Origin of the sequence: Caballeronia sp. LZ024, from assembly GCF_031451455.1 — a bacterium.
Classification (GTDB): domain Bacteria; phylum Pseudomonadota; class Gammaproteobacteria; order Burkholderiales; family Burkholderiaceae; genus Caballeronia; species Caballeronia telluris.
Map to the genome: position 1 here is coordinate 663,846 of NZ_JARUXL010000001.1, position 21,020 is coordinate 684,865.

At 66.7% G+C, this 21,020-nt stretch carries 23 protein-coding genes, 1 other RNA gene and 1 riboswitch; of the genes, 10 read left to right on the forward strand and 14 right to left on the reverse strand.

What is annotated here, in order from left to right:
• Window positions 1-43 precede the first annotated feature (43 nt).
• On the forward strand, window positions 44-949 hold the full coding sequence (gene lgt, locus QCE48_RS03220) for a prolipoprotein diacylglyceryl transferase (protein WP_309786140.1): 906 nt from the start codon (window positions 44-46) through the stop codon (window positions 947-949).
• A 39-nt stretch (window positions 950-988) separates the two neighbouring features.
• Here the strand turns inward: lgt and QCE48_RS03225 are convergent, their stop codons facing one another.
• The 5 genes from QCE48_RS03225 to QCE48_RS03245 form a co-directional block, all read right to left on the reverse strand.
• On the reverse strand, window positions 989-1,720 hold the full coding sequence (locus QCE48_RS03225; RefSeq protein ID WP_309786138.1) for an SIMPL domain-containing protein: 732 nt from the start codon (window positions 1,718-1,720) through the stop codon (window positions 989-991).
• An 82-nt stretch (window positions 1,721-1,802) separates the two neighbouring features.
• Window positions 1,803-2,261: an EVE domain-containing protein gene (locus QCE48_RS03230; protein ID WP_309786137.1), complete on the reverse strand. Its 459-nt coding sequence runs from the start codon at window positions 2,259-2,261 to the stop codon at window positions 1,803-1,805.
• A gap of 90 nt (window positions 2,262-2,351) precedes the next feature.
• Window positions 2,352-2,533: non-coding RNA, 6S RNA (ssrS, locus tag QCE48_RS03235), on the reverse strand.
• Between the two features lie 114 nt (window positions 2,534-2,647).
• A complete protein-coding gene (locus tag QCE48_RS03240) occupies window positions 2,648-2,962 on the reverse strand; it encodes a cell division protein ZapA (RefSeq protein ID WP_087630801.1) in 315 nt (104 codons plus the stop codon).
• Window positions 2,959-3,348 (reverse strand): ATPase, encoded by a 390-nt coding sequence (locus QCE48_RS03245; protein WP_309786134.1) that lies wholly within the window; start codon window positions 3,346-3,348, stop codon window positions 2,959-2,961. The genes QCE48_RS03240 and QCE48_RS03245 overlap by 4 nt, the downstream gene beginning before the upstream one ends.
• A gap of 219 nt (window positions 3,349-3,567) precedes the next feature.
• Window positions 3,568-3,863: riboswitch (cobalamin riboswitch) on the forward strand.
• A gap of 90 nt (window positions 3,864-3,953) precedes the next feature.
• Between QCE48_RS03245 and QCE48_RS03250 the strand changes: the two genes are divergently transcribed.
• The 6 genes from QCE48_RS03250 to cobC are packed head-to-tail and all read left to right on the forward strand — an operon-like array spanning window position 3,954 to window position 10,051.
• A complete protein-coding gene (locus QCE48_RS03250; RefSeq protein WP_309786133.1) occupies window positions 3,954-5,825 on the forward strand; it encodes a TonB-dependent receptor domain-containing protein in 1,872 nt (623 codons plus the stop codon).
• Window positions 5,825-6,877: a FecCD family ABC transporter permease gene (locus QCE48_RS03255; RefSeq protein WP_404982850.1), complete on the forward strand. Its 1,053-nt coding sequence runs from the start codon at window positions 5,825-5,827 to the stop codon at window positions 6,875-6,877. The genes QCE48_RS03250 and QCE48_RS03255 overlap by 1 nt, the downstream gene beginning before the upstream one ends.
• Window positions 6,874-7,659: an ABC transporter ATP-binding protein gene (locus QCE48_RS03260; RefSeq protein WP_309786131.1), complete on the forward strand. Its 786-nt coding sequence runs from the start codon at window positions 6,874-6,876 to the stop codon at window positions 7,657-7,659. The genes QCE48_RS03255 and QCE48_RS03260 overlap by 4 nt, the downstream gene beginning before the upstream one ends.
• A gap of 22 nt (window positions 7,660-7,681) precedes the next feature.
• The gene (gene cobT / locus QCE48_RS03265; RefSeq protein ID WP_309786130.1) at window positions 7,682-8,731 is read left to right on the forward strand and encodes a nicotinate-nucleotide--dimethylbenzimidazole phosphoribosyltransferase; all 1,050 of its coding nucleotides are present in this window, start codon (window positions 7,682-7,684) and stop codon (window positions 8,729-8,731) included.
• Window positions 8,724-9,497: an adenosylcobinamide-GDP ribazoletransferase gene (locus tag QCE48_RS03270; protein ID WP_309786129.1), complete on the forward strand. Its 774-nt coding sequence runs from the start codon at window positions 8,724-8,726 to the stop codon at window positions 9,495-9,497. The genes cobT and QCE48_RS03270 overlap by 8 nt, the downstream gene beginning before the upstream one ends.
• A complete protein-coding gene (gene cobC / locus QCE48_RS03275) occupies window positions 9,482-10,051 on the forward strand; it encodes an alpha-ribazole phosphatase (protein ID WP_309786128.1) in 570 nt (189 codons plus the stop codon). Before QCE48_RS03270 ends, cobC begins: the two co-directional genes overlap by 16 nt.
• Here cobC and QCE48_RS03280 read toward each other — a convergent pair whose 3' ends face one another.
• Genes QCE48_RS03280 through cobU form a run of 4 tightly spaced genes read right to left on the reverse strand, consistent with a single transcriptional unit; the run spans window position 10,052 to window position 13,479 of the window.
• Complete coding sequence (locus QCE48_RS03280) at window positions 10,052-10,945, reverse strand: cobalamin-binding protein (RefSeq protein ID WP_309786127.1); 894 nt, start codon at window positions 10,943-10,945, stop codon at window positions 10,052-10,054.
• Window positions 10,945-11,991, reverse strand: a complete 1,047-nt coding sequence (cobD, locus tag QCE48_RS03285; RefSeq protein WP_309786126.1) for a threonine-phosphate decarboxylase CobD — start codon at window positions 11,989-11,991, stop codon at window positions 10,945-10,947. Before cobD ends, QCE48_RS03280 begins: the two co-directional genes overlap by 1 nt.
• Window positions 11,984-12,925, reverse strand: a complete 942-nt coding sequence (gene cbiB / locus QCE48_RS03290) for an adenosylcobinamide-phosphate synthase CbiB (RefSeq protein ID WP_309786125.1) — start codon at window positions 12,923-12,925, stop codon at window positions 11,984-11,986. The genes cobD and cbiB overlap by 8 nt, the downstream gene beginning before the upstream one ends.
• 5 nt (window positions 12,926-12,930) lie before the next feature.
• Window positions 12,931-13,479 carry a bifunctional adenosylcobinamide kinase/adenosylcobinamide-phosphate guanylyltransferase gene (gene cobU / locus QCE48_RS03295; RefSeq protein ID WP_309786124.1) on the reverse strand — a complete coding sequence of 183 codons (549 nt, stop codon included), beginning with the start codon at window positions 13,477-13,479 and terminating at the stop codon, window positions 12,931-12,933.
• 81 nt (window positions 13,480-13,560) lie between these two features.
• Between cobU and QCE48_RS03300 the strand changes: the two genes are divergently transcribed.
• The gene (locus tag QCE48_RS03300; protein ID WP_309786123.1) at window positions 13,561-15,033 is read left to right on the forward strand and encodes a cobyric acid synthase; all 1,473 of its coding nucleotides are present in this window, start codon (window positions 13,561-13,563) and stop codon (window positions 15,031-15,033) included.
• A gap of 25 nt (window positions 15,034-15,058) precedes the next feature.
• Here the strand turns inward: QCE48_RS03300 and QCE48_RS03305 are convergent, their stop codons facing one another.
• Window positions 15,059-15,478 (reverse strand): PaaI family thioesterase, encoded by a 420-nt coding sequence (locus QCE48_RS03305; protein WP_309786122.1) that lies wholly within the window; start codon window positions 15,476-15,478, stop codon window positions 15,059-15,061.
• Window positions 15,479-15,637: 159 nt separating this feature from the next.
• On the opposite strand from QCE48_RS03305, the gene QCE48_RS03310 reads away from it, so the two are divergent.
• Window positions 15,638-16,261: a ParA family protein gene (locus QCE48_RS03310; RefSeq protein WP_309786120.1), complete on the forward strand. Its 624-nt coding sequence runs from the start codon at window positions 15,638-15,640 to the stop codon at window positions 16,259-16,261.
• Between the two features lie 16 nt (window positions 16,262-16,277).
• Here the strand turns inward: QCE48_RS03310 and panD are convergent, their stop codons facing one another.
• The 4 genes from panD to QCE48_RS03330 form a co-directional block, all read right to left on the reverse strand.
• Entirely contained in the window at window positions 16,278-16,664 is a 387-nt protein-coding gene (gene panD, locus QCE48_RS03315; protein ID WP_062635233.1) for an aspartate 1-decarboxylase, read from the reverse strand.
• A gap of 14 nt (window positions 16,665-16,678) precedes the next feature.
• Window positions 16,679-17,512, reverse strand: a complete 834-nt coding sequence (panC, locus tag QCE48_RS03320; RefSeq protein WP_309786119.1) for a pantoate--beta-alanine ligase — start codon at window positions 17,510-17,512, stop codon at window positions 16,679-16,681.
• Between the two features lie 78 nt (window positions 17,513-17,590).
• Entirely contained in the window at window positions 17,591-18,376 is a 786-nt protein-coding gene (locus QCE48_RS03325) for a ScpA family protein (RefSeq protein WP_087630947.1), read from the reverse strand.
• A gap of 128 nt (window positions 18,377-18,504) precedes the next feature.
• The gene (locus QCE48_RS03330; protein WP_309786117.1) at window positions 18,505-18,690 is read right to left on the reverse strand and encodes a DUF3460 family protein; all 186 of its coding nucleotides are present in this window, start codon (window positions 18,688-18,690) and stop codon (window positions 18,505-18,507) included.
• A gap of 597 nt (window positions 18,691-19,287) precedes the next feature.
• Between QCE48_RS03330 and QCE48_RS03335 the strand changes: the two genes are divergently transcribed.
• The gene (locus QCE48_RS03335) at window positions 19,288-21,003 is read left to right on the forward strand and encodes an autotransporter assembly complex family protein (RefSeq protein ID WP_309788282.1); all 1,716 of its coding nucleotides are present in this window, start codon (window positions 19,288-19,290) and stop codon (window positions 21,001-21,003) included.
• The last annotated feature ends 17 nt before the right edge of the window (window positions 21,004-21,020 follow it).

Here is a 21,020-nt window from a genome sequence, read left to right on the forward strand (position 1 = left end):
CGCTTGAGAGTTCGCGCATCTCGAACCGCTACTACAACTTACGATGCTCATACACCCCAATTTCGATCCCGTCGCGATTCATCTCGGCCCGCTCGCCGTGCGCTGGTACGGCCTCATGTATCTGGTTGCGTTCGTGACGGCGGTGGTCGTCGGCCGGCTGCGGCTGCGGCTGCCGCATGTCGCGGCGCAAGGCTGGACCGTGCGCGACATCGACGACATGCTGTTCTACGGCGTGCTCGGCACGATCCTCGGCGGCCGGCTCGGCTACGTGATCTTCTACAAGGCGAGCTGGTATGCGGCGCATCCGCTCGATATCTTCAAGGTGTGGGAAGGCGGCATGTCGTTTCACGGCGGCTTTCTCGGCGTGACGCTCGCGATGGTCCTCTTCGCGTACCAGCGCAAGCGCACGTGGCTGCAGGTCACCGATTTCGTCGCGCCGATGGTGCCGCTCGGGCTCGCGGCGGGGCGTCTCGGCAACTTCATCAACGGCGAACTGTGGGGCCGCGTGACCGATCCGAACGCGCCGTGGGCGATGCTCTTCCCGGGCGCATCGAACGACGATGCGATCTGGCTCGCCAAGCACCCGCAAGCGGACCTGCGCTGGCATCTGACGGAGATCTTCGAGCGCTATCACATGTTGCCGCGCCATCCGTCGCAGTTGTACGAGATCGCGCTGGAAGGACTCGTGCTCTTCATCGTGATCTGGACGTTCTCGCGCAAACCGCGGCCCGTGGGCGCGGGCTCCGCGCTCTTTCTGATCGGCTATGGACTGGCGCGCTTCACGGTGGAGTTCGCGCGCGAGCCCGACGATTATCTCGGCCTTCTCGCGCTCGGCTTCTCGATGGGCCAGTGGCTTTCGCTGCCGATGATCGTCGTGGGGATCGCGATGATGATCTGGGCCTACCGGCGCGACGGGCGATTGCCGTCGAAGCCCGCGAACGCGGCCTGACGCATGAACGACGCCTCGCCATCGCGAGGCGCCGTTCCGTTAGCGCGCCATCTGCACCGACCCCGACACGTTGACCGTCACGGTCGAGGTGCCCGCCTCGAAGGCCATGGGCGCGGCCATCTTCGCATCGGCGCTCATCGCGCGCGCCTGCATCATCATCACGGGACGCGGCGACGAGCCGTCGTGATTCACGCTGACTTCGCGGATCGAATAGCCGCTGTAGCCGAACGCCTGCGCCGAGGCCTGCGCCTGCTGGCGAAACGAGTCGATCGCCTGCGTCGAGAGCTTTTGCGCGGCCGCGCGCTGGGCCTGCGGCGACAGCGAGAACGCGACATTGCCGACCTGCATCGACGAACTCATCTTGCCCGCGAGCTTCGATGCCGCCGCGAAATCATGCGATTCCAGTACGACTTCGGTGCGGCCGCGCCAGGCGGAAATGCGGCCGTCGCGATCGGTCGACGGGAACACGGTGAACGAGCCGCTACGCGCCGTCACGCCCTCGACGCCCTTTGCGGTGCGCAACGCAGCGTCGGCGCGCTGGTTGAGCGTGGTCGTGAGCGACGATGCGTCCTGCGCTTCCTGTTCGTAGAAGAGCGTGATGTTGACGGTGTCCTGCGGCACTTCGGTGCTCGCCTGCGCCGACAGCGACAGCACGCCCGAAGGCTGTGGCTGCGTGAGCACGGTTTGCGCGGCGACCGTCGCCGACATCGTGAGCGCCGCGCTCGAAATGGCGGCGGCCGCGAGCGCGAACGCGGTTTTGTTTTTGATCATCGTGGAACTCCGGGAGTGTGGAATCGCTTGATTTGCGACGTCACTTAGGCGGCTCGCGAGCGCGCGAAGTTCCTGCGCGCGTTTAGACGAGATGCTCGGTGATGAAGCGCCATTGCGCTTCGGTCACGGGCGTGATGGAGAGACGATTGCCTCTCGCGAGCACTTGCATGTCGGCGAGTTCCTTGTGTTCGCGCAGCGTCGCGAGCGCGACGAGCGGCGTCTTCTTCACGAAGCGCACATCGACGAGAAGCCACCGCGGCGTTTCCTGCGTCGACTTCGGATCGTAGTAGGAACTCTTCGGATCGAACTGCGTGGGATCGGGATACGCCGTCGAGACGACCTCCGCGAGACCCGCGATGCCGGGCTGCGGGCAGCTCGAATGATAGAAGAGCACGCGGTCGCCGACCTGCATCGCGTCGCGCATGAAGTTGCGCGCCTGATAGTTGCGCACGCCGGTCCACGGCAGGGTTTTCTTCGGCGCGTGCGCGAGATGATCGATGCTCGCTTCGTCCGGTTCGGACTTCATCAGCCAGTAACGCATGATCGATGTGAATGTGAGAGCGTGTTGAGCAGCCTGCCAACCGGGCAGCCAAAGAAAAACGGCATCGGAAAAACCGATGCCGTTTCAGATAAGGTCCCCGCCTCAGCCGCTAGGCCGGCATCCTGAACCGGGGTTCAAGATTGGTCGCAGTAAGCAGCACTTCGGGTACATCAGACAGAGTGACGCGCGCGCCCGTGCTACAAATTTCCGCAACCGTGCACAATGGCATTGGTTCAAGGAATATATGACCTTGGCGAACCAGGCAGGGAGTACTAACTCTACACCAATCGCCAGTCGGATGCAGCAACGACTTTAAGCTTTCGCGATTTAAGAACGCTTGTCACGCTGGCGGCCATGTGATGAGCATGCTCGTCGCGAGACCGTGCTCACTGCGCTTCATATTGCGCGATGACGGCGCCCAGTTGCTCGTTCATCCGGTGCACCGTGTGGCGGATTTCTTCGGCGGGGAAGGCCTCGCCATGACGCACGCTGTTCTGCAGCTTAAGCAATTCCGACGCCAGCGAGAGCGCCGCCATCACCGCGATGCGGTCCGTGCCGCGCACGCTGCTTGCATTGCGCACCTTGTTCATCTCTGCATCGACGCGGGCCACGGCTTCGCGCAGTGCGTCTTCGGTTTCGGCCGAGCACGCGAGACGGTATTGCTGGCCGAGAATGGAGACTTCGATCTGTTTGGTGCTCATGCTTTTTCTCCGTGGCTGTGTTCACCGTTCATCTCGCCGGCGTGCGCGTGTTCGGGCGCATCAGACGAAGAATCGGCCGACGCATCGGGGCCAAGGAGATCCATTTGATTGTCGGGCTCGGGCGCGGCTTTCGCGCGCGGCAGTTTTTCGAGGATGGCGTTCAGGCGCACCTGCGCGTCGTCGATCTTCGCCGAGAGTCCGTCGCGTTCCGCCTGCAGCGTGTCGCGCTCTTCGCGCACCTGCGCGAGTTCGACCTGCACGGCGGCGAAGTCGGCACGCACCTGGTCGAGTTGTTCTTCGAGTGCGCGGTGGGCCTGATGATGGCGCTCGCTGATCTTGATCAGCCGGCCGATGTTCTGTGAAAGTGATTCGAGTTCGTTGAGCATGTGCTGCGTCCTCTAAAGACCTCGCATTTTAGCGCGGTTCAACCGAGCTTCCGATAAATGTCTCGTTTCGAGACGTAACAGCACGCCTTCATGCGCAAAAACGCATTTCTTCAGCGCAATACGTGTGTGGATAGAGCGGGTCGTTGCGTCGCGTCAATCGCAGCGCGCGCCGACCTCTTGCATCCGCGCCGCTTTCTTGACGCTCGCGGGCGTGGCTCCTAAACTTGCCGCACTTTTGGTGCTCGCGTTCGCCTTCGAAGCGGACGCAGTCAAACGGGAAACAGGGAGCGAAGTCCGGCAAGGACGAGCCAACCTGTGCTGCCCCCGCAACGGTAAGCGACCGCAACGCAAGTTGCAAGTCGTCCCCGATACGTTTTGCCCGTGTTTTTGCCCGCATTTTTCGTCACTTGAAACAGGCGGCCGAGGCAAACGTTAAATGCCACTGCGCCAACGCGCGGGAAGGCGGGACGATGCTGTCGCCAGCCCGGATACCGGCCAGGAGTCGGGTGCGTCGCGCTTTGCCTTGTTCCGCGCGCCGTGCCGATACGCGCATGAAGCCCGCGGGGAGCGGGCCGCGCTCGTCATCGACAGGAAACGCTTCACACATGTCTTCAATCTTCGCCCGCGCGGCGCGTCCGGTGCTGCTCGTCGCCTGTGGCATGCCGTTCGCTTCGTCCGCGCAATCCATCGATCCGGCCGACGGCCATGCAGGGACGACGACGCTCGCGCCCGTCGTCGTGACCGCGACGCGCGCAAGCGAGCCGCTCGCCGACACGATCGCGCAGACCTCGCTCTTCGACGCGCAGGACATCGCCGATACCAACGCCTCCGATGCGCTCGGTCTGCTGGCCCTCGCCCCCGGCGTGCAGATCACGCGCAACGGCGGGCCGGGCGCGACCTCGGGCCTTTACGTGCGCGGCGCCGCGTCGTCGCAGTCGCTCGTCTTGATCGACGGCGTGCGCGTCGAGTCGGCGGGACTCGGCGCCGCACAGCTCTCGCAACTGATGCTCGACGAAATCGACCACATCGAAGTGGTGAACGGCAACGTGTCCGCGCTGTACGGATCGGGCGCGATCGGCGGCGTCGTGCAGGTCTTCACGAAAGAGGGCGGCGCTCATCCGCCGCGCGTGAACGTCGAAGCGGAGTACGGCAGCTATCACACGCAGCGCCAGCAATTCGGCGTGAACGGCGCGCTCGACCGCGATGGCCGCACGACCTTCGACTTCACCGTCTCACGCGAAAAGACCGACAGCTTCTCGTCGATCGATCCGGCGCTCGCACCGGGCGCGAACCCGAACGCGAACGGCTATCTGAACGAAAGCGTCGCCGCGACGCTGCGCCATGCGTTCACGGATAAGTGGGACGGCGGCGTACGATTCTTGCAGTCGAACGGCATCAACAGTTTTGACGACGCCTACGGCCGCCCGTCCGATCTCAACGAATCGCACGACCGCGTGCGCTCGGCGTCCGTTTTTGCGAACGGCCGGCTGACCGACCGCTGGACGACGCACTTCACGATCGCGCAGGGTCAGGACCGCGCGAACATCGAACAGAACGGCGTCTATACGAACCGCTTCAACTCGGAGAACCGGCAGTACCTGTGGCAGAACGACGTGCGGCTCGCGGCCGGTCACAAGCTGCTCTTCGGCTACGAGCACACGGACCAGACGCTCGATTCCGATCAGCTCGACGCGCCCGACCGTCATGTGAACTCGGTGTTCGCGGGTTATGTGGGGCGCATCGGCGCGAGCCAGTTCCAGGCGAACCTGCGGCGCGACCAGTACTCCGATTTCGGCGGCGCGAACAGCTACTATCTCGGCTATGGCTACAACTTCGACGCGCACTGGAAGGCGAGCGCAAGCTACGCCGCATCGTTTCGCGCCCCGAGCTTCGACGATCTGTACTATCCGTTCTCTGGCAATCCGTCGATCCAGCCCGAGCGCAGTCATTCGGTGGAAGCGGCGTTGCAGTACGCGTCGTCGGCGCTTGGCGTGCTGCGTCTCACCGCGTTCCAGACGCGCTATTCGAACCTGATCGATTATGTCGCCGATGGCAGCGGCTTCTATATCGCGCAGAACGTGGGGCGCGCGAAGGTGCAGGGCATCGAGGGATCGTGGGCGGGGCAGGTCGGCGCCACCGACGTGCGCGCGAGCTTCACGCTGCAAAATCCCGTCGACGAGACGAATCACGAGGAACTCACGCGCCGCGCGCGCCGTTTCGCGGCGTTCACGGCGCATCGCTTGATCGGCCACTGGCGCGTGGGCGGCGAATGGATCGTGAGCGGCGCGCGCAGCGACTACGAGTCGACGCTCGCGGGCTACGGCCTCGTGAACCTGTCGGCGCGTTATGACATCACGAAGTCGTGGTACGTGGACGCGCGCATCGACAACCTGTTCGACAAGGACTATGAACTCGCTTACTCGTACAACACGCCGCGTCGCGGCGCGTATCTCACGATCGGCTGGCGGCAGCTCTGATGCGAACGGTGCGCGCTGACGTGAGCACCGGGAGCCCGCCCGCGCGCGGCATGAACGCGGGCCGCGCCGCCGCGATCTGGAGCGCGCTCGCGGTGGCGGCGCTCGTCGTGTTCGTGGCGTCGCTCGCGCTCGGCAGCTTTGCGCTGCCGCCGCTGCGGGTGATCGACGCGTTGTTGCATGCGCGCGCATCGTCGTCCGATGTGATCGACGAGATCGTGCTGAGCCTGCGCCTGCCGCGCGCGCTCGCCGGCTTTGCCTCGGGTGCGCTGCTGGCGATGGCCGGCGCGCTGCTGCAAGTGCTTCTGCGTAATCCGCTTGCGGAGCCCTACGTGCTCGGCGTGTCCGGCGGCGCGGCAACCTTCGCGCTCGGCGCGATGCTGGTGTCGATGCCGTGGTGGAGCGTCGACGTGGCCGCGTTCGCAGGCGCCTTGCTGTCGATCCTGCTCGTGCTCGGCCTGGCGCGCCGCGAGTTGTGGCGCGGCGAGCCGCAGGACGCCTCGCCGCGTCTGCTGCTGACGGGCGCGGTGATCGCCGCGGGCTGGGGCGCGCTCATCACGCTGATGCTCGCGCTCGCGCCGGAGAGCCGCCTGCGCGGCATGGTCTTCTGGCTGACCGGCGACCTGAACGGCGTCGCGACACCGTGGACCGCGCTCGTCGCGCTGGCCGTCGCGTTCGTCGTCGTCGTGCCCGTCGCGCCGCAGCTCAACGTGCTGCTGCGCGGCGATGCCGCCGCGCAGGCGCTCGGCGTGCCCGTCGTGCGCCTGCGCCTCTTCATCTATCTCGTGGCGTCGCTCGCGGCGGCAGCGGCCGTGACGACGGCGGGCACGATCGGCTTCGTCGGGCTCGTCGTGCCGCACGTGCTGCGGCTTGCGTTCGGCAACGACCAGCGCATGCTGATGCCCGCCGCCGCGCTCGGCGGCGGCGTCGCGGTGATGGGCGCGGACCTGATCGCGCGCACGGCCATCGCGCCGGCGCAGTTGCCCGTCGGCGTGATCACGGCGCTGATCGGCGTGCCCGTCTTTCTCTGGATGCTGCTGCGGAGGCCGCGATGAACGCGAGCCTTCGCGTCACCGGCCTCATGTTGCAGGCCGCGAGCCGCACGCTCGTCGAATCGCTCACGCAGACCTTCGCGCCCGGCGAAATCTGGTGCATCGCGGGGCCGAACGGCGCGGGCAAGACGACGCTCATCGGCGCGCTGGCCGGTCTGTCGAAGGCGCTGGCAGGTTCGGTATCGCTCGATGGCGTCGATCTCGACGACTGGCGCGCCGCCGACCTCGCGCGGCGTCGTGCGCTGATGCCGCAAAGCAGCCACGATGCGTTCGATGCGACCGTGCTCGACATCGTGATGCTCAACCGCTTTCCGCATCTGACCGGCGGGGGCTGGGAAAGCGAAGCGGACCGCCACGCCGCGCACGCGGCGCTCGACCGGCTCGGGCTCGCTGCGTTCGCCGCGCGCGACGTGTTGTCGCTGTCGGGCGGCGAGCGGCAGCGCGTCGCGCTGGCCGCGACGCTGTGTCAGGACGCGCCGCTCTTGTTGCTCGATGAACCGCTTTCGCATCTGGACCTGCATCACCAGATCGACTGCCTGCACGCGCTCGACGCATGGATGCGCGAGCGCGGCGATACGCGCACGGTGATCTTCTCGTGTCACGATCTCAACCTCGCGCGCCGTTACGCGACGCATGCGCTCCTGCTCGACGGCGCGGGCCGCGCGCACGCCGGCCCCGCTCGCGAGGTACTGAGCGCGGAGCGCGCGAGCGCCGCGTTCGGCTATCCGCTCACGCTGATCCGCCAGGACGGTCACGAAGCGCTCGTGCCCCGCTTCCCGGACTGAACCGCTTTCAAAGGACGAACCGATGTCGCTCATCCAGGACCTTCCGCAACCGCTCGACCGCGCTTTGCAGGCCGAACTGCAACACATCATCGATACGAAGACGAAACCGCCGGGCAGTCTCGGCCGCCTCGAATCGCTCGCGCTCCAAATCGGCCTGATCCAGCAGACGACGAAGCCGCGCATCGAACGTCCCGCGATGATCGTGTTCGCGGGCGATCACGGTATCGCCGCTGAAGGCGTGAGTTCGTATCCGCAGGCAGTGACCGTGCAGATGGTCGCGAATTTTCTTGCCGGCGGCGCCGCGATCAATGCGATTTCGCGTTCGGTCGGCATGACGCTCGAAGTGGTCGATGCGGGCGTCGCGACGGCGCTGCCCGGAAGCGCCGGCCTCGTCGACATCGCGATCCGGCGCGGCGGCACGCGCAACTTCGCGCACGAACCGGCGATGACGCGCGACGAAGCCTTGCAGGCAATCGAGGCGGGCGCATCGCGCGTGCGTCATCACGCGTCGCTCGGGACCACGGTGATCGGCTTCGGCGAGATGGGCATCGCGAATACATCGGCGGCGGCGTGCCTGATGAGCCGTCTGTGCGGCTTGCCGATCGACGTCTGCGTCGGGCGCGGCACGGGTTTGTCGAACGAGGGCGTCAGCCACAAGCGCGACGTGCTCGCGGCGGCGCTCGAACGTCACGCGAGAAGCGCCGATCCCGTCGATACGCTCGCGACCTTCGGCGGCTTCGAGATCGCGATGATCGCGGGCGCCTTTCTCGCCGCGGCGAAAGCGCGCATGACGATTCTGGTCGACGGCTTCATCGCCAGCTCCGCGCTGCTCGTCGCGCATGCGATCTCGCGCGACGTGCTCGACTACTGCGTGTTCGCGCATGCATCGAACGAAGCGGGGCACGCGCGCATGCTTCAGCACTTCGATGCCGCGCCGCTCCTGCAACTCGACCTGCGTCTCGGCGAAGGCACGGGCGCGGCGCTCGCGTTGCCGCTCCTTCGCGCGGCCGTCGCGTTCGTCGACGAGATGGCGAGCTTCGAATCCGCCGGCGTCTCGGACCGCGATGCCTGATCCCACGCCGCGTCTGCTCGACGAGCTGCGCTATTTCCTCACCGCGCTCGGCTACTTCACGCGCGTGCCGGTGCCGCGCTGGGTCGGCTTCGAGCGGCAGTATCTGAACGCGGCGGCGCGCTATTTTCCGCTCGTCGGGCTGATGGTCGGCGGCGTTGCCGCGCTGGTCTATCTCGCGGCGTTGCGCGTGTTGCCGGCGAGCGTCGCCGTGCTGCTCTCGATGGCCGCGACGCTCGTTCTGACCGGCGCCTTCCACGAAGACGGTCTGGCCGACTGCGTCGATGCGTTCGGCGGCGGCTACACGCGCGACGATGTGCTGCGCATCATGCATGACTCGCGCATCGGCGCGTTCGGCGCGATTGCGCTCGTCGTTTCGCTCGCGTTGAAGTGGCAGACGCTCGCCGCGTTGCCGCCGACGCGCGCCGTATGGTTGATGCTCGCCGCGCACGCCGCGAGCCGCACGTTCGCGATCAGCTATCTGTTGACGCTCGATTACGTGCGCGCCGAAGGCAAAGCGAAGCCGGTGGCGCAACGCATGAGCGCGACGGCGTTTGCGCTCGCGGCGGTCTGCGGGCTGCCGTGGCTTTTCTGGCCCGACTGGCGGCTCGGCTGTCTGACGCTCGCCGTCCTCGCCGCGCTGCGCTTTCTCATCGGCCGGTACTTCGTGCGGCGCTTAGGCGGCTATACGGGCGATTGTCTCGGCTTCGCGCAGCAACTTTTCGAACTGGCGATCTACCTGATCGGACTCGGATGGATCTCGTCCTGATACGTCATCCCGCCGTCCGCGTCGATGCGGGCGTGTGCTACGGTCAAAGCGATGTGCCGCTCGCGGACGATGTCGCGGCGTCGGCGCGCGTGCTCGACGAACGGATGCGCGCGCTGAAGGTGCCTGCGTGCGCAGGCGTCTGGCATACGAGTCCGCTGCAACGCTGCGCGTTGCTGGCCGACGCGCTCGGCGCATCGCACGCCGATGCGCGTCTCATGGAAATGGACTTCGGCGCGTGGGAAGGGTGCGCGTGGGACGACATCGATCGCACGTCGCTCGATGCATGGGCCGACGATCTCGACCACGCGCGCACGCATGGCGGCGAGAGTCTCGCGCAGTTCAGCGCGCGCGTCGGCCGATGGTTCGACGAGACGTGCCGCGAAGGCGATGCGCCCGTTCATGTCGTCACGCATGCGGGCGTGATTCGCGTGCTGACGGCGCGGTTGATCGAAGCGAGAACGGCGAGCGTGCTGCAATGGGCGATCGATCATGGCGGCATCGTGTGGCTCAGGCGCACGCGCGGCGAGTGGTTTCTCGTGCGCTGGAACGCGTGATTACTTCGGACGCCGTCCGCGCGCCGCGTCGAGGTCTTCGCAGAGTTGCGCCGCACCGAGCGCGAGTCGCGGTGTCGGGCGGCTGATCAGGTCGCCGTCGATGCCGAAGAGGTTGTTGCGCGCAACCGCCATCAACGACGGCCACTTCTTCCAGCGCTCGAACGCCGGCAACGACCGGCCGGAATTCGTCGCGCCGACGGTCGCCGTGACGATCGCCTCGGGGTCGGCCGCGAGCACGGCTTCGGTCGAGATCGTCGGCACGTTCGGCTTCAGGTTCGCGAACACGTTGCGTCCGCCGCACAGTTCGATCACTTCGCTGAAGACGCTCGCGCCGTTGAGCGTCATCAGCGGATCGTCCCAGACCTGATAGAACACGCCGACCGCCGCACGGCTCGCATACCGCGCGCGCAATCGCGCGATGTCGCGGCGAAAGGCATTCGATGCGCTCGCCGCGGTCTCCTTCGTGCCGAGCAGGACGCCGAGCCGGTCGATGGTCGCGGGGATGTCGGCGAGATGCTGCGGCTCGCTAAAGTAGAGCGGCACGTGCAGGTCGCGCAGGCGCTCGGTCTGGCGCGCCACATTGCCATGCCGCCACACGACGATCAGGTCCGGCTTCATCGCGACGATGAGTTCGAGATCGAGCGCCTTGTTGTCGCCGACGCGCGGGATCGACTGCGCGGCGCTCGGGTAATCGCTGTAAGTCACCGCGCCGACGACCCGCGCGCCGCCGCCCGCCGCGAAGAGCAGTTCCGTGACGTGCGGCGCGAGACTCACGACGCGCTGCGCGGGCGCGTCGAGCGTGACGGCGGCGCCGGTGTCGTCGGTGACGGTGAGCGCGGCCTGGGCTTGAACGCAGAACGCCAACGCGGCGAACATCGCGAAGCATCGCGCCATCACGCGCGACGCTCCGACAAGGCCCGCGAAAGCCGCGCCCAATCGCCCTCGGAGCCGGGCAGGCCGATGCGCAGGCTCGGCGTCATTCCGGCGGGCTCGAAAAGGCGCGTCCAGATGCCGCGCGTGGCGAGCGTGTGTTGCAGCGACGCGGCATCGGCGGCCTGAAACCAGACGAAGAGCGGCGTCGACTTCACGTCGTCGAAACCGTGCTGCGCGATCAGCGCCGCGAGACGCGCGCTATCGATGGCGAGCCGCTCGCGCGTCGCGCGTTGCCATGCGCGGTCCGCGAACGCGGCCTCGACCGCGTGACGCGCCGGGCCGCTCACCGTCCACGCGCCGAGCGTCCCGGCGAGCGCGGCGCGCAACGGCGCGGCGGCGAGAACGAAGCCCGCGCGAATGCCCGCGAGACCGAAGAACTTGCCGACCGAGCGCAACACGACGAGACCTTCGCGATCCGTCTCGTTGGCGAGCGACGCGTGCGGACCGGCGGGATCGAAGGCATCGGCGAATGCTTCGTCGACGATCAGCGTGCCGCCGCGCTTCGCGAGCTGCGCATGCCAGTGCAGCAGCGTGTCGCGCGGGATGCGTTCGGCGGTCGGATTGTTCGGGTTCGCGACGATCGCGTGCTCGACGTGCGAGGGCAATTCGTGCGCCGACACGTCGAGCGGCACGACGCGATGTCCCGCGCGCTCGAAGGCGGGCGCGTACTCGCCGTAGGTCAGTGGTGCCACCGCCGCCGTGCCACGCGCAAGGAGCGGCGGCAGGGCGCGGATCGCCGCCTGGCTTCCCGCCACGGGCAGCGCCGCCTTCGCGCCGTAGTAAAGCGCGGCGGCTTCGGCGAGACCGTCGTCGTCTTCGGGCAGGCGCCGCCACGCGTCGGGCGGCACCGGCGGCACCGGGAAGCCGAGCGGATTGATGCCGGTCGAGAGGTCGAGCCAGTCTTCGAGCGGAATCGAATAGCGGCGCGCGGCTTCGCGCAGGTTGCCGCCGTGGCGGATCGGCTCATGAATCGGCTCATGAATCGGCTCATGAATCGGCTCAGACATGCGCGCCCACGCTGATGAACGCGCCCACGAGCAAAAGCGCGAGCCACAGCACCGTCGAGCGCTCGACGAGCTTTAACGCCGCGACCACGTGCACGGGCATCGCGGCCATTCCCGCGCCGAGCACGGGACGCGATTCCAGCGTCCCGTTATAGACCGCCGGTCCGCCGATCAGCACGTTCAGGCTGCCCGCGCCCGACGCCATCACCGGGCCCGCATTGGGGCTGTCCCACGACGGCGCCTGCGTGCGCCAGCAGTGCCAGGCTGTGCGCGTGTCGCCGAGGAGCGCGTAGCTCGCGGCGGTGAGGCGCGCGGGCACGAAGTTGAGGACGTCGTCGAAGCGGGCGGCCGCCCAGCCGAAACGCAGATAGCGCGGCGTGCGGTAGCCCCACATCGCATCGAGCGTATTGGCGAGACGAAACGCGAGCGCGCCCGGACCGCCCGCGACGGCGAACCAGAAGAGCGCGCCGAAGATCGCGTCGTTGCCGTTTTCCAGCGCGGATTCGACTGCCGCCCGCGACAGCGCGCCTTCGTCGGCGTTCGCGGTCTCGCGCGACACGATGCGCGCGGTGAGCGTGCGCGCTTCGTCGAGGTCGCCTCGGCCGAGCGCGCGCGCGATCGGCGCGATGTGGTCGCGCAGGCTTCGCGCGCCGAGCGCGAACCACAGCAGCACGACGTGGACGATGCATGCCAGCGCAAACGGCAGCACGCTCACCAGCAGCCACGCAATCGCGACGGGCGGCACCACGGCCGCGAACCACGCGAGAATGCCCGCCGGCCGGGCGCGAAAACCGCTGTTCATGCGCGCTTCGAGGCGCACCGCGAGCGTGCCGAAGCCGACGAGCGGATGGCGTGTGCGCGGCTCGCCGATCAGCCGGTCGACGACGACGCCCGCAATCGCGAGCATCGTCATGGCGTAGAAGGAGAGGATGAGCATCGCGCCTAGCCCTTGAGCACGAGCGGCAGGCCCGCGGCCATCAGGAGCGCGCGGGTGCTCGCGGCGGCGACGCGCTGGTTCAGGCGGCCGAGTTCGTCGACGTAAAGACGCGTCACGGAGCCGAGCGGCACGACGCCCATGCCGATTTCATTGCTCACAACGATGATCTTGCCCGGCGCATCGGCGAGCGCGGTGTCGAAGGCGTTCAGGGCGTGTTCGGGGACGGCGGCCGCTTCGTTGCCTTCGGCGGGGCACAGCAGATTGGCGAGCCACAGCGTCAGGCAGTCGATCAGGACGCAATGGCCGACGCGCGCCGCCGAAGCGAGCGCGCCCGCGAGATCGAGCGGCGCCTCGACGAGCGACCAGTGCGCGGGCCGCCGCTCGCGATGCAGCGCGACGCGCGCTTCGAACTCCGCGTCGCCGACATGCGCGGTCGCGACGTAGGTCACGGGCAGACCGCTTTCGATGGCGAGCCGCTCGGCATGCGCGCTCTTGCCCGAGCGCGCGCCGCCGAGCACGAAGGTGAGATCGCGCGATGGAGCTGAGGAGGTCATCGCGACATTGTAACGGCGGGCTAAGATATCGGGCCCGGCTTGTCGAGCCTGACCCACGAGCGCTTTGAAAGAGAACCGACCATGCACTTCGCCCCGCGCGGCACGCTGATGATCCAGGGCACCACCTCCGATGCCGGCAAGAGCACGCTCGTCGCGGGCCTGTGCCGGCTCGCGCGGCGCGGCGGCGTGCGGGTCGCGCCGTTCAAGCCGCAGAACATGGCGCTCAACAGCGCGGTCACCGTCGACGGCGGCGAGATCGGCCGCGCGCAGGCGTTGCAGGCGCTCGCGGCCGGCGTCGACGCGCAGATCGACTTCAATCCCGTGCTCCTCAAGCCGACGAGCGATCGCGGCGCGCAGGTCATCATCCACGGCCACGCGCACGCGAACCTCGACGCGCGGGCGTATCACGAGTACAAGAGCGTCGCGTTCGAGGCCGTGCTCGCGTCCTACGGGCGTCTTGCGGCGGGCTTCGAGGCGGTGATCGTCGAAGGCGCGGGCAGTCCCGCCGAAGTGAACCTGCGCGATCGCGACATCGCGAACATGGGTTTCGCGGAGCGCGTCGATTGTCCGGTCGTGCTGGTCGCGGACATCGATCGCGGCGGCGTGTTCGCGCATCTGCTCGGCACGCTCGCGTGTCTCTCCGACAGCGAGCGCGCGCGGATTCGCGGTTTCGTCATCAACCGGTTTCGCGGCGACATCGGCCTGTTGCAGCCCGGGCTCGACTGGCTCGAAGCGCGGACGGGCAAGCCGGTGCTGGGCGTCGTGCCGTATCTGCACGGCCTCACGCTCGACGCCGAGGACATGCTGCCACGCGAATCCCGCACGCGCGGCGCCCGCGATGCGCTGAAGGTGATCGTGCCCGCGCTGCCGCGCATCAGCAATCACACGGATTTCGACGCGCTGCGCGCCCATCCGCAGGTCGATTTCGAATACGTGCGGGCCGGCATGGCGCCGCCGCCGGCGGATCTGATCGTGCTGCCGGGCTCGAAGAGCGTGCAGCGCGACCTCGCGTGGCTGCGCGAGCACGGCTGGGATCGCGCGATCGGGCGGCATCTGCGCTATGGCGGCAAGGTGCTCGGCATTTGCGGCGGCATGCAGATGCTCGGGCGCGAGATCGACGATCCGGACGGCATCGAAGGTCCGGCGGGGCGGGTAAAAGGGCTCGGCCTGCTCGATCTGTCGACGACGCTCACGCCGCACAAGTTGCTTGAGAACGTCGGCGGGCGGCTCGCTTTCGGGAACGATACGGCCACGGTGCGCGGCTACGAGATCCACATGGGGCGCACGAGCGGCGCGGCGCTCGCACGGCCGGCAGTGCGGCTCGCCGACGGACGGCCGGACGGCGCCGTATCGGAAGACGGCCAGATCGCGGCCACCTATCTGCACGGCATCTTCGACACGCCCGAGGCGTGCGCGGCGCTGCTCGCGTGGGCGGGCGTCGAAGGGGCGGAGGCGCTCGACTATCCGGCGCTGCGCGAAGCGTCGCTCGACCGGCTCGCCGATGCGCTTGCCGCGTCGCTCGATCTGGACAAGGTCGCGGCGGCGTTCGGCTGACGCGGCGCGAGCGAATCAGATCGGATCAATACAGAATCATCTGCGTGCAGCGAAAAAGCGCGACGGTCTTGCCGTCGGCGTTCGTCACCGTCGCGTCCCAGACGTGCGTGCTGCGGCCGAGGTGCACGGCCGTTGCCTTCGCGATGATCCTGCCTTCGCGCGCGGTCCCCACGTGGTTGCTTTTCAGCTCAACGGTCGTGAAATTCTTCGCGCCTTCGGGCAGATGCGCGATGCACGCGTAGCCGCAGCAGGTATCCGCGAGGCCGATCACGCTCGCGGCATGCAGAAAGCCGTTCGGGGCGAGCAGTTCGGGGCGGATCGGCAGTTCGCCGACGAGCGCGCCGCTTTCGAGCGACACGAGTTCGACGCCCAACAGCTCCGGCAGGCAGCCGCGCTGGCGGTTGCGCAGGAAATCGAGCGTGACATCGGGACGAAGTAGGGTCATGGGAAGCGAGTTGGCTGTTCGGGAGAGGTTCCGGTCGCGCCGGTTTTACCGATAATATCAACGGCTCGCGCATTGCAGGTTCCAAAACAATGAACCGGCGGGCGGAATCGCCGCAGTTCCGGGCGATGCCGGCCGTGGTCAGAACACTCGGGAAACTTCATGACGGTGATCGTGGTGGCGAATCCGAAGGGCGGCGTCGGCAAGAGCACGCTCGCGACCAATCTGGCGGGGTATTTCGCGGCGAACGGCGAGTGGGTCGCGCTCGCGGACCTCGACAAGCAGCGCTCCGCTCACGCGTGGCTCGCCTTGCGGCCGGACACGCTGACGAAAATCGAAGAATGGCAACTGGACGTCGATGCGCCCGCGAAGCCGCCGAAAGGTCTGGAGAAAGCGGTCGTCGATACGCCCGCGGGGGTTCACGGCAATCGGCTCGCGCTGGCGCTCGAACTGGCGGACAAGGTGATCGTGCCGCTCCAGCCATCCATGTTCGACATTCTCGCGACGCAGGATTTCCTGCAGAAATTGTCGAAGGAAAAGGCGGTGCGAAAGGGCACGATCGAAATCGGCGTCGTGGGCATGCGCGTGGATGCGCGCACGCGCTCGGCCGAGCAGTTGCACCGGTTCGTCGAAGGGCTCGATCTGCCGGTGCTGGGATTTTTGCGCGATACGCAGAATTACGTGCAACTCGCGGCGCACGGGCTCACGGTGTGGGACGTCGCGAAAAGCCGCGTCGAGAAGGATCTGGAGCAGTGGCAGCCGATCGTCGAGTGGGCGGGGCGCTGAGCGCGCGCCCGCGCGTTCAGGTCCAGTTCTGGGTGGGAACGTGGTCGCGGCTGCCCTTGATGCGGTTGTTCTCGTCGACGAAGACGAGATCCGGCTTCCAGCCCGCCTTCAGTTCCGCCTCGTCGACTTGCGCGAACGCGGCGATGATCACCAGATCGCCCAGCTGCGCGCGGCGCGCGGCCGAGCCGTTCAGCGAAATCATGCCGCTGCCGCGCTCGCCCTTGATCGCGTAGGTCGTCAGGCGTTCGCCGTTGTTCACGTTCCAGATGTCGATCTGCTCGTTTTCGACCAGATTGGCCGCTTCGAGCAGGTTTTCGTCGATGGCGCACGAGCCTTCGTAATGCAACTCGCAATGCGTGACGGTCGCGCGGTGAATCTTCGATTTCAGCAGGGTTCGCAGCATGTCGTGGGTTTTGCTCAGATTTCCAGGTTGTCGATGAGACGCGTCGTGCCGAGCTTCGCCGCGGCGAGCACGACGAGCGGCGCGTCGGCGTCGGCGGCGCCCGGCGGCAGCAGGTTCGAGCGCTTGCGCACGGCGATGTAGTCCGGCTTCCAGCCGCGCACGGCAAGCGAATTCATCGCGTCCTTTTCGACCGACGCGAAATCGCGATTGCCGGCGAGCACCGCATCGCGCACCTGGTTGAGCGCGGCGGCGAGCGCGGGCGCTTCGGCGCGCTCGTCGGTCGAGAGAAACCGGTTGCGCGAACTGAGCGCGAGGCCGTCGGTGTCGCGCACGGTTTCGGCGGCGATCACTTCGGTCGGCAACGCGAACTGGTCGCACATCTGGCGCACGATCATCAACTGCTGGTAATCCTTCTTGCCGAACACGGCGACGCGCGGCTGCACGCACGACATCAGCTTCATCACGACCGTGCACACGCCTTGGAAGAAGCCCGGGCGGAACTCGCCTTCGAGGATGTCGCCGAGATCGTGCGGCGGATGCACCCGATATTCCTGCGGCTGCGGATACAGTTCCTTTTCCGTCGGCGCGAAGAGCACGTAGACGTTTTCCTTTTGCAGCTTCTCAATGTCGGCTTCGAGCGTGCGCGGATATTTCTCGAAATCCTCGTTCGGGCCGAATTGCAGGCGGTTCACGAAAATGCTCGCGACGACCGGATCGCCATGCTGGCGCGCGAGCCGCATCAGCGAGAGATGGCCTTCGTGCAGATTGCCCATCGTCGGGACGAAGGCGGTTCGGTTCTGGCCGCGCAACTGGTCGCGCAGTTCATGGATCGAGCTGATGACTTTCATCGAGCGGGTCTCCTGGGTTGCCCGCGAAGGCTCGTCCGGGGCACAAGGTTTATTGGAGGCGCAAAGGCGCGAGGGCGCTCAGGCGGGCGAATACGCCAGTCTTACGTAGATGGGGGCATACGGTTCGGCCTGGGTGATCTCGATCAGCGACTCGCGCGACAGTTCGAGCATCGCGATGAAATTCACCACGACGACGGGCACGCCGCGCGAGGTGTCGAAGAGCTCGGAGAACTCCATGAAGCGCGTGTCTTGCAGACGCCGCAAAATCACGCTCATGTGTTCGCGCACCGAAAGCTCTTCGCGCGAGATCTTGTGATGCTGCACGAGCTTCGCGCGCTTGATGACGTCCGCCCAGGCGGCGCGCAGGTCGGCGACTTCGACGTCGGGGAAACGCTGCGTCTGCGCCTGCTCGATATACACCTCGGCACGCAGGAAGTCGCGCCCGAGCTGCGGCAACTGGTCGAGCCGCATCGCGGCGAGTTTCATCTGCTCGTATTCGAGCAGGCGCCGCACGAGTTCGGCGCGCGGGTCCTCGGCTTCCTCGCCGGTGTCCGCCTTCTTCACCGGCAGCAGCATGCGCGACTTGATCTCGATCAGCATCGCCGCCATCAGCAGGTATTCCGCGGCAAGTTCCAGATTCGACTCGCGAATCTGCTCGACGTAGCCGAGATACTGCGCGGTGACGTCCGCCATCGGAATGTCGAGGACGTTGAAGTTCTGCTTGCGGATCAGGTACAGCAACAGGTCGAGCGGACCTTCGAACGCTTCCAGAAAGACTTCGAGCGCGTCCGGCGGAATGTAGAGATCCGTCGGCAGCTTCCAGAGCGGTTCGCCGTACAGATGCGCGAACGCGACGCCGTCGATGGTGTCGGGCGTCGAGTCGGTGGCGGGCGTGGCGAGCGCTTGTGCGCGCTCATCGCGCGCATGTCCGTGGCGCGCGTCCGGGTGAGGCGGTTCCGTTGCCGGCTGCGCCTCGCGGGCGGAACTCACGTTCAGAAGTTCTGGTAGTAGACGTAGGGCGTCTGTTGCACGCGCGAGGTTTGCTGTTTCGTGCGCTCGTCGAGGTCGATGGGCTGCTTGTCCCACAGGAGCGCGCGGCCGCGGCGCTGTTCTTCTTCCAGCGACGGCTTCTGCGCTTTCAGCTGATTGATGAACTGGGTGATGTCCGACTGGTACATGGTTCGACTTCCGTTAAGGTCCGCGTGGGGCCGGGACGTTGCGTCCGGGTGGCGGCGGCCCTGCTGTAGCCTGTTATAGCGGCAGGACCGGCGCGATGTATCGTCGCAATTTTACCGCAAGCGACCCGCTGCGGTTCGATATCGGCGGGACGAAAGCCATGATTCGCCGACGCTCTGTCGGAACACGCGAAAAAGCAGGCCGCACGCAATGCTGCACGCGCGGAACAAGTGCCCGGGGGAATCGTCCAACGGCGCACGGTCCGCGTTTCGGCTGAGCTTTCCGGCGCCTTGCGGCCGGCTTTTCGGCCCGCCGTGGCTTCCGGCCGAGTCGTTTTTAGGACGGCAGGTCTTACCGATGTGGTGAAATAGCGCCTGCGCCATTGGCTTGCAGCCTGCCGCCCGTCGATGTCCGGCCGCCCGAGCAGCCGGCCGCCGGAGCAATCCGACGAATCGATTCCGCGATTCATTTTTTCTCGATAACCATCCCAAGGCCGGAGGTCACGTTTGGCGGGGCGCCTGTTTGGCCTGTTCGATCCATTGCGCCACACGCGCGCCACAGCCGGCTGGCGGCGAGCCGCCGCGGCGCGTGTGCGCGGCATGGTCTTGCCGCTGGTTCTCCTGGCCGCCGCGCATCCGGCTTACGCAAAATACGACGTCGATATCGAAGCGCCGCGCAGCGTGCGTTCCTTGCTGAAAGATCATCTCGATTTGTCGCGCTTTGCGAAACGCGACGACATCAGCGAGGACCAGTTCGAATTCCTCGTCACGGCGGCGCCGCAGTCGGTGCGCGATCTCGTCGCGACCGAGGGGTATTTCACGCCGGTCGTGCGCACCGACGTCAAGACGGTCGACGACAAGAAATCGGTCACGGTGAGCGTCGATCCCGGACCGCAGACGAAGGTCTCGTCCGTCAACCTGACGTTCAAGGGCGCCGTGACGACTGAGGACCGCGCGCAGGAAAACGCCGCGCGCTTCGCCTTTTCGGTGAAGGAGGGCGATCCGTTCTCGGAGAGCGCGTGGGACGATGCCAAGAACGCCGCGCTCAAGGCGCTCCAGGCGCGCCGTTATCTGGGCGCGAAAATCGCGCGCTCGCAGGCGCGGGTGAATCCGCGCACGCATATCGTCGATTTGTCGGTGGTGTTCGACAGCGGCCCGACTTTCACTTTCGGCGATCTCGACGTGAGCGGCGTGCGCCGTTATCCCGAACAGATCATCCACAACGTCGACCCGATCCATCCCGGCGACATCTACGACATCGCGCGCGTGAACGAACTCCAGCGCCAGTTGCAGAACACGCCGTACTACGCGAGCGTCGCGATCGACGCCGACAACGACGTCAACAAGCCCGAGCGCACGCCGATTCACCTGAAGGTCAGCGAGTATCCGTATAACAGCGTGCGCTACGGCGTCGGCTACGCGACCGATACCGGCCCGCACATCCAGGGCTCGTACAGCTATCTCGACACGTTCGGCGCGGCTTATCCGTTCACGGTCTCCGGGCGGCTCGACGAGACGCAGCAATACGGCCAGGTGACGCTCGCGATGCCGCCGGGCACGCGCGGCTGGGTGAACAGCGTGCTCGCGTCGTACACGAACACGAACGTGTCGGATACGCGCATCTACAGCGCGCGCGTGGGCGTGCAGCGGTCGCGCTCGACGCAAAACATCGACACGACCTATTCGCTGATCTTCTACGACGACCGCCTGACGCAGAACGCGCCGAATCCGTCGAATGCGCGCGCGCTCGTGCCGGCGTGGCAGTGGATCCGCCGCAACGTCGACGATCCGCTGTTTCCGAGGAGCGGCAACCTGATCCGCGCGGAGGCGGGTTTCGCAATCAAGGGCGTGGCGACCGAGCAGACCTTCGGGCGGCTCTACACGAACCTGCTGCAGTATGTGCCGATCACGAAGCGCGATCTCTTCGTGTTTCGCGCGGAGTTCGGCGGCGTGTTCACGAGCGGTCCGACCAACAGCATTCCGGCGTCGCTCCTGTTTCGCGCGGGCGGCTCGAACTCGGTGCGCGGCTACAGCTATCAGAGCATCGGTAACAATGTCGACGGCTCGATCCTGCCGACCAAGTATCTCGTTACGGGCAGCACCGAGTTCCAGCACTGGTTCACGCACGACTGGGGCGGCGCGGCGTTCTTCGACATCGGCACCGCCACCGACACCTGGAGCGAGCGCGTCTTCCAGCCGGGCGCGGGCCTCGGCGTGCGCTGGCGCAGTCCGGTCGGGCCGGTGAACGTCGACCTGGCGTACGGTTTCAAGAACAAGAGCGTCAAGCCGTATCTGACGCTCGGCATCGCCTTTTAGATTTTTTTCGAATCCAC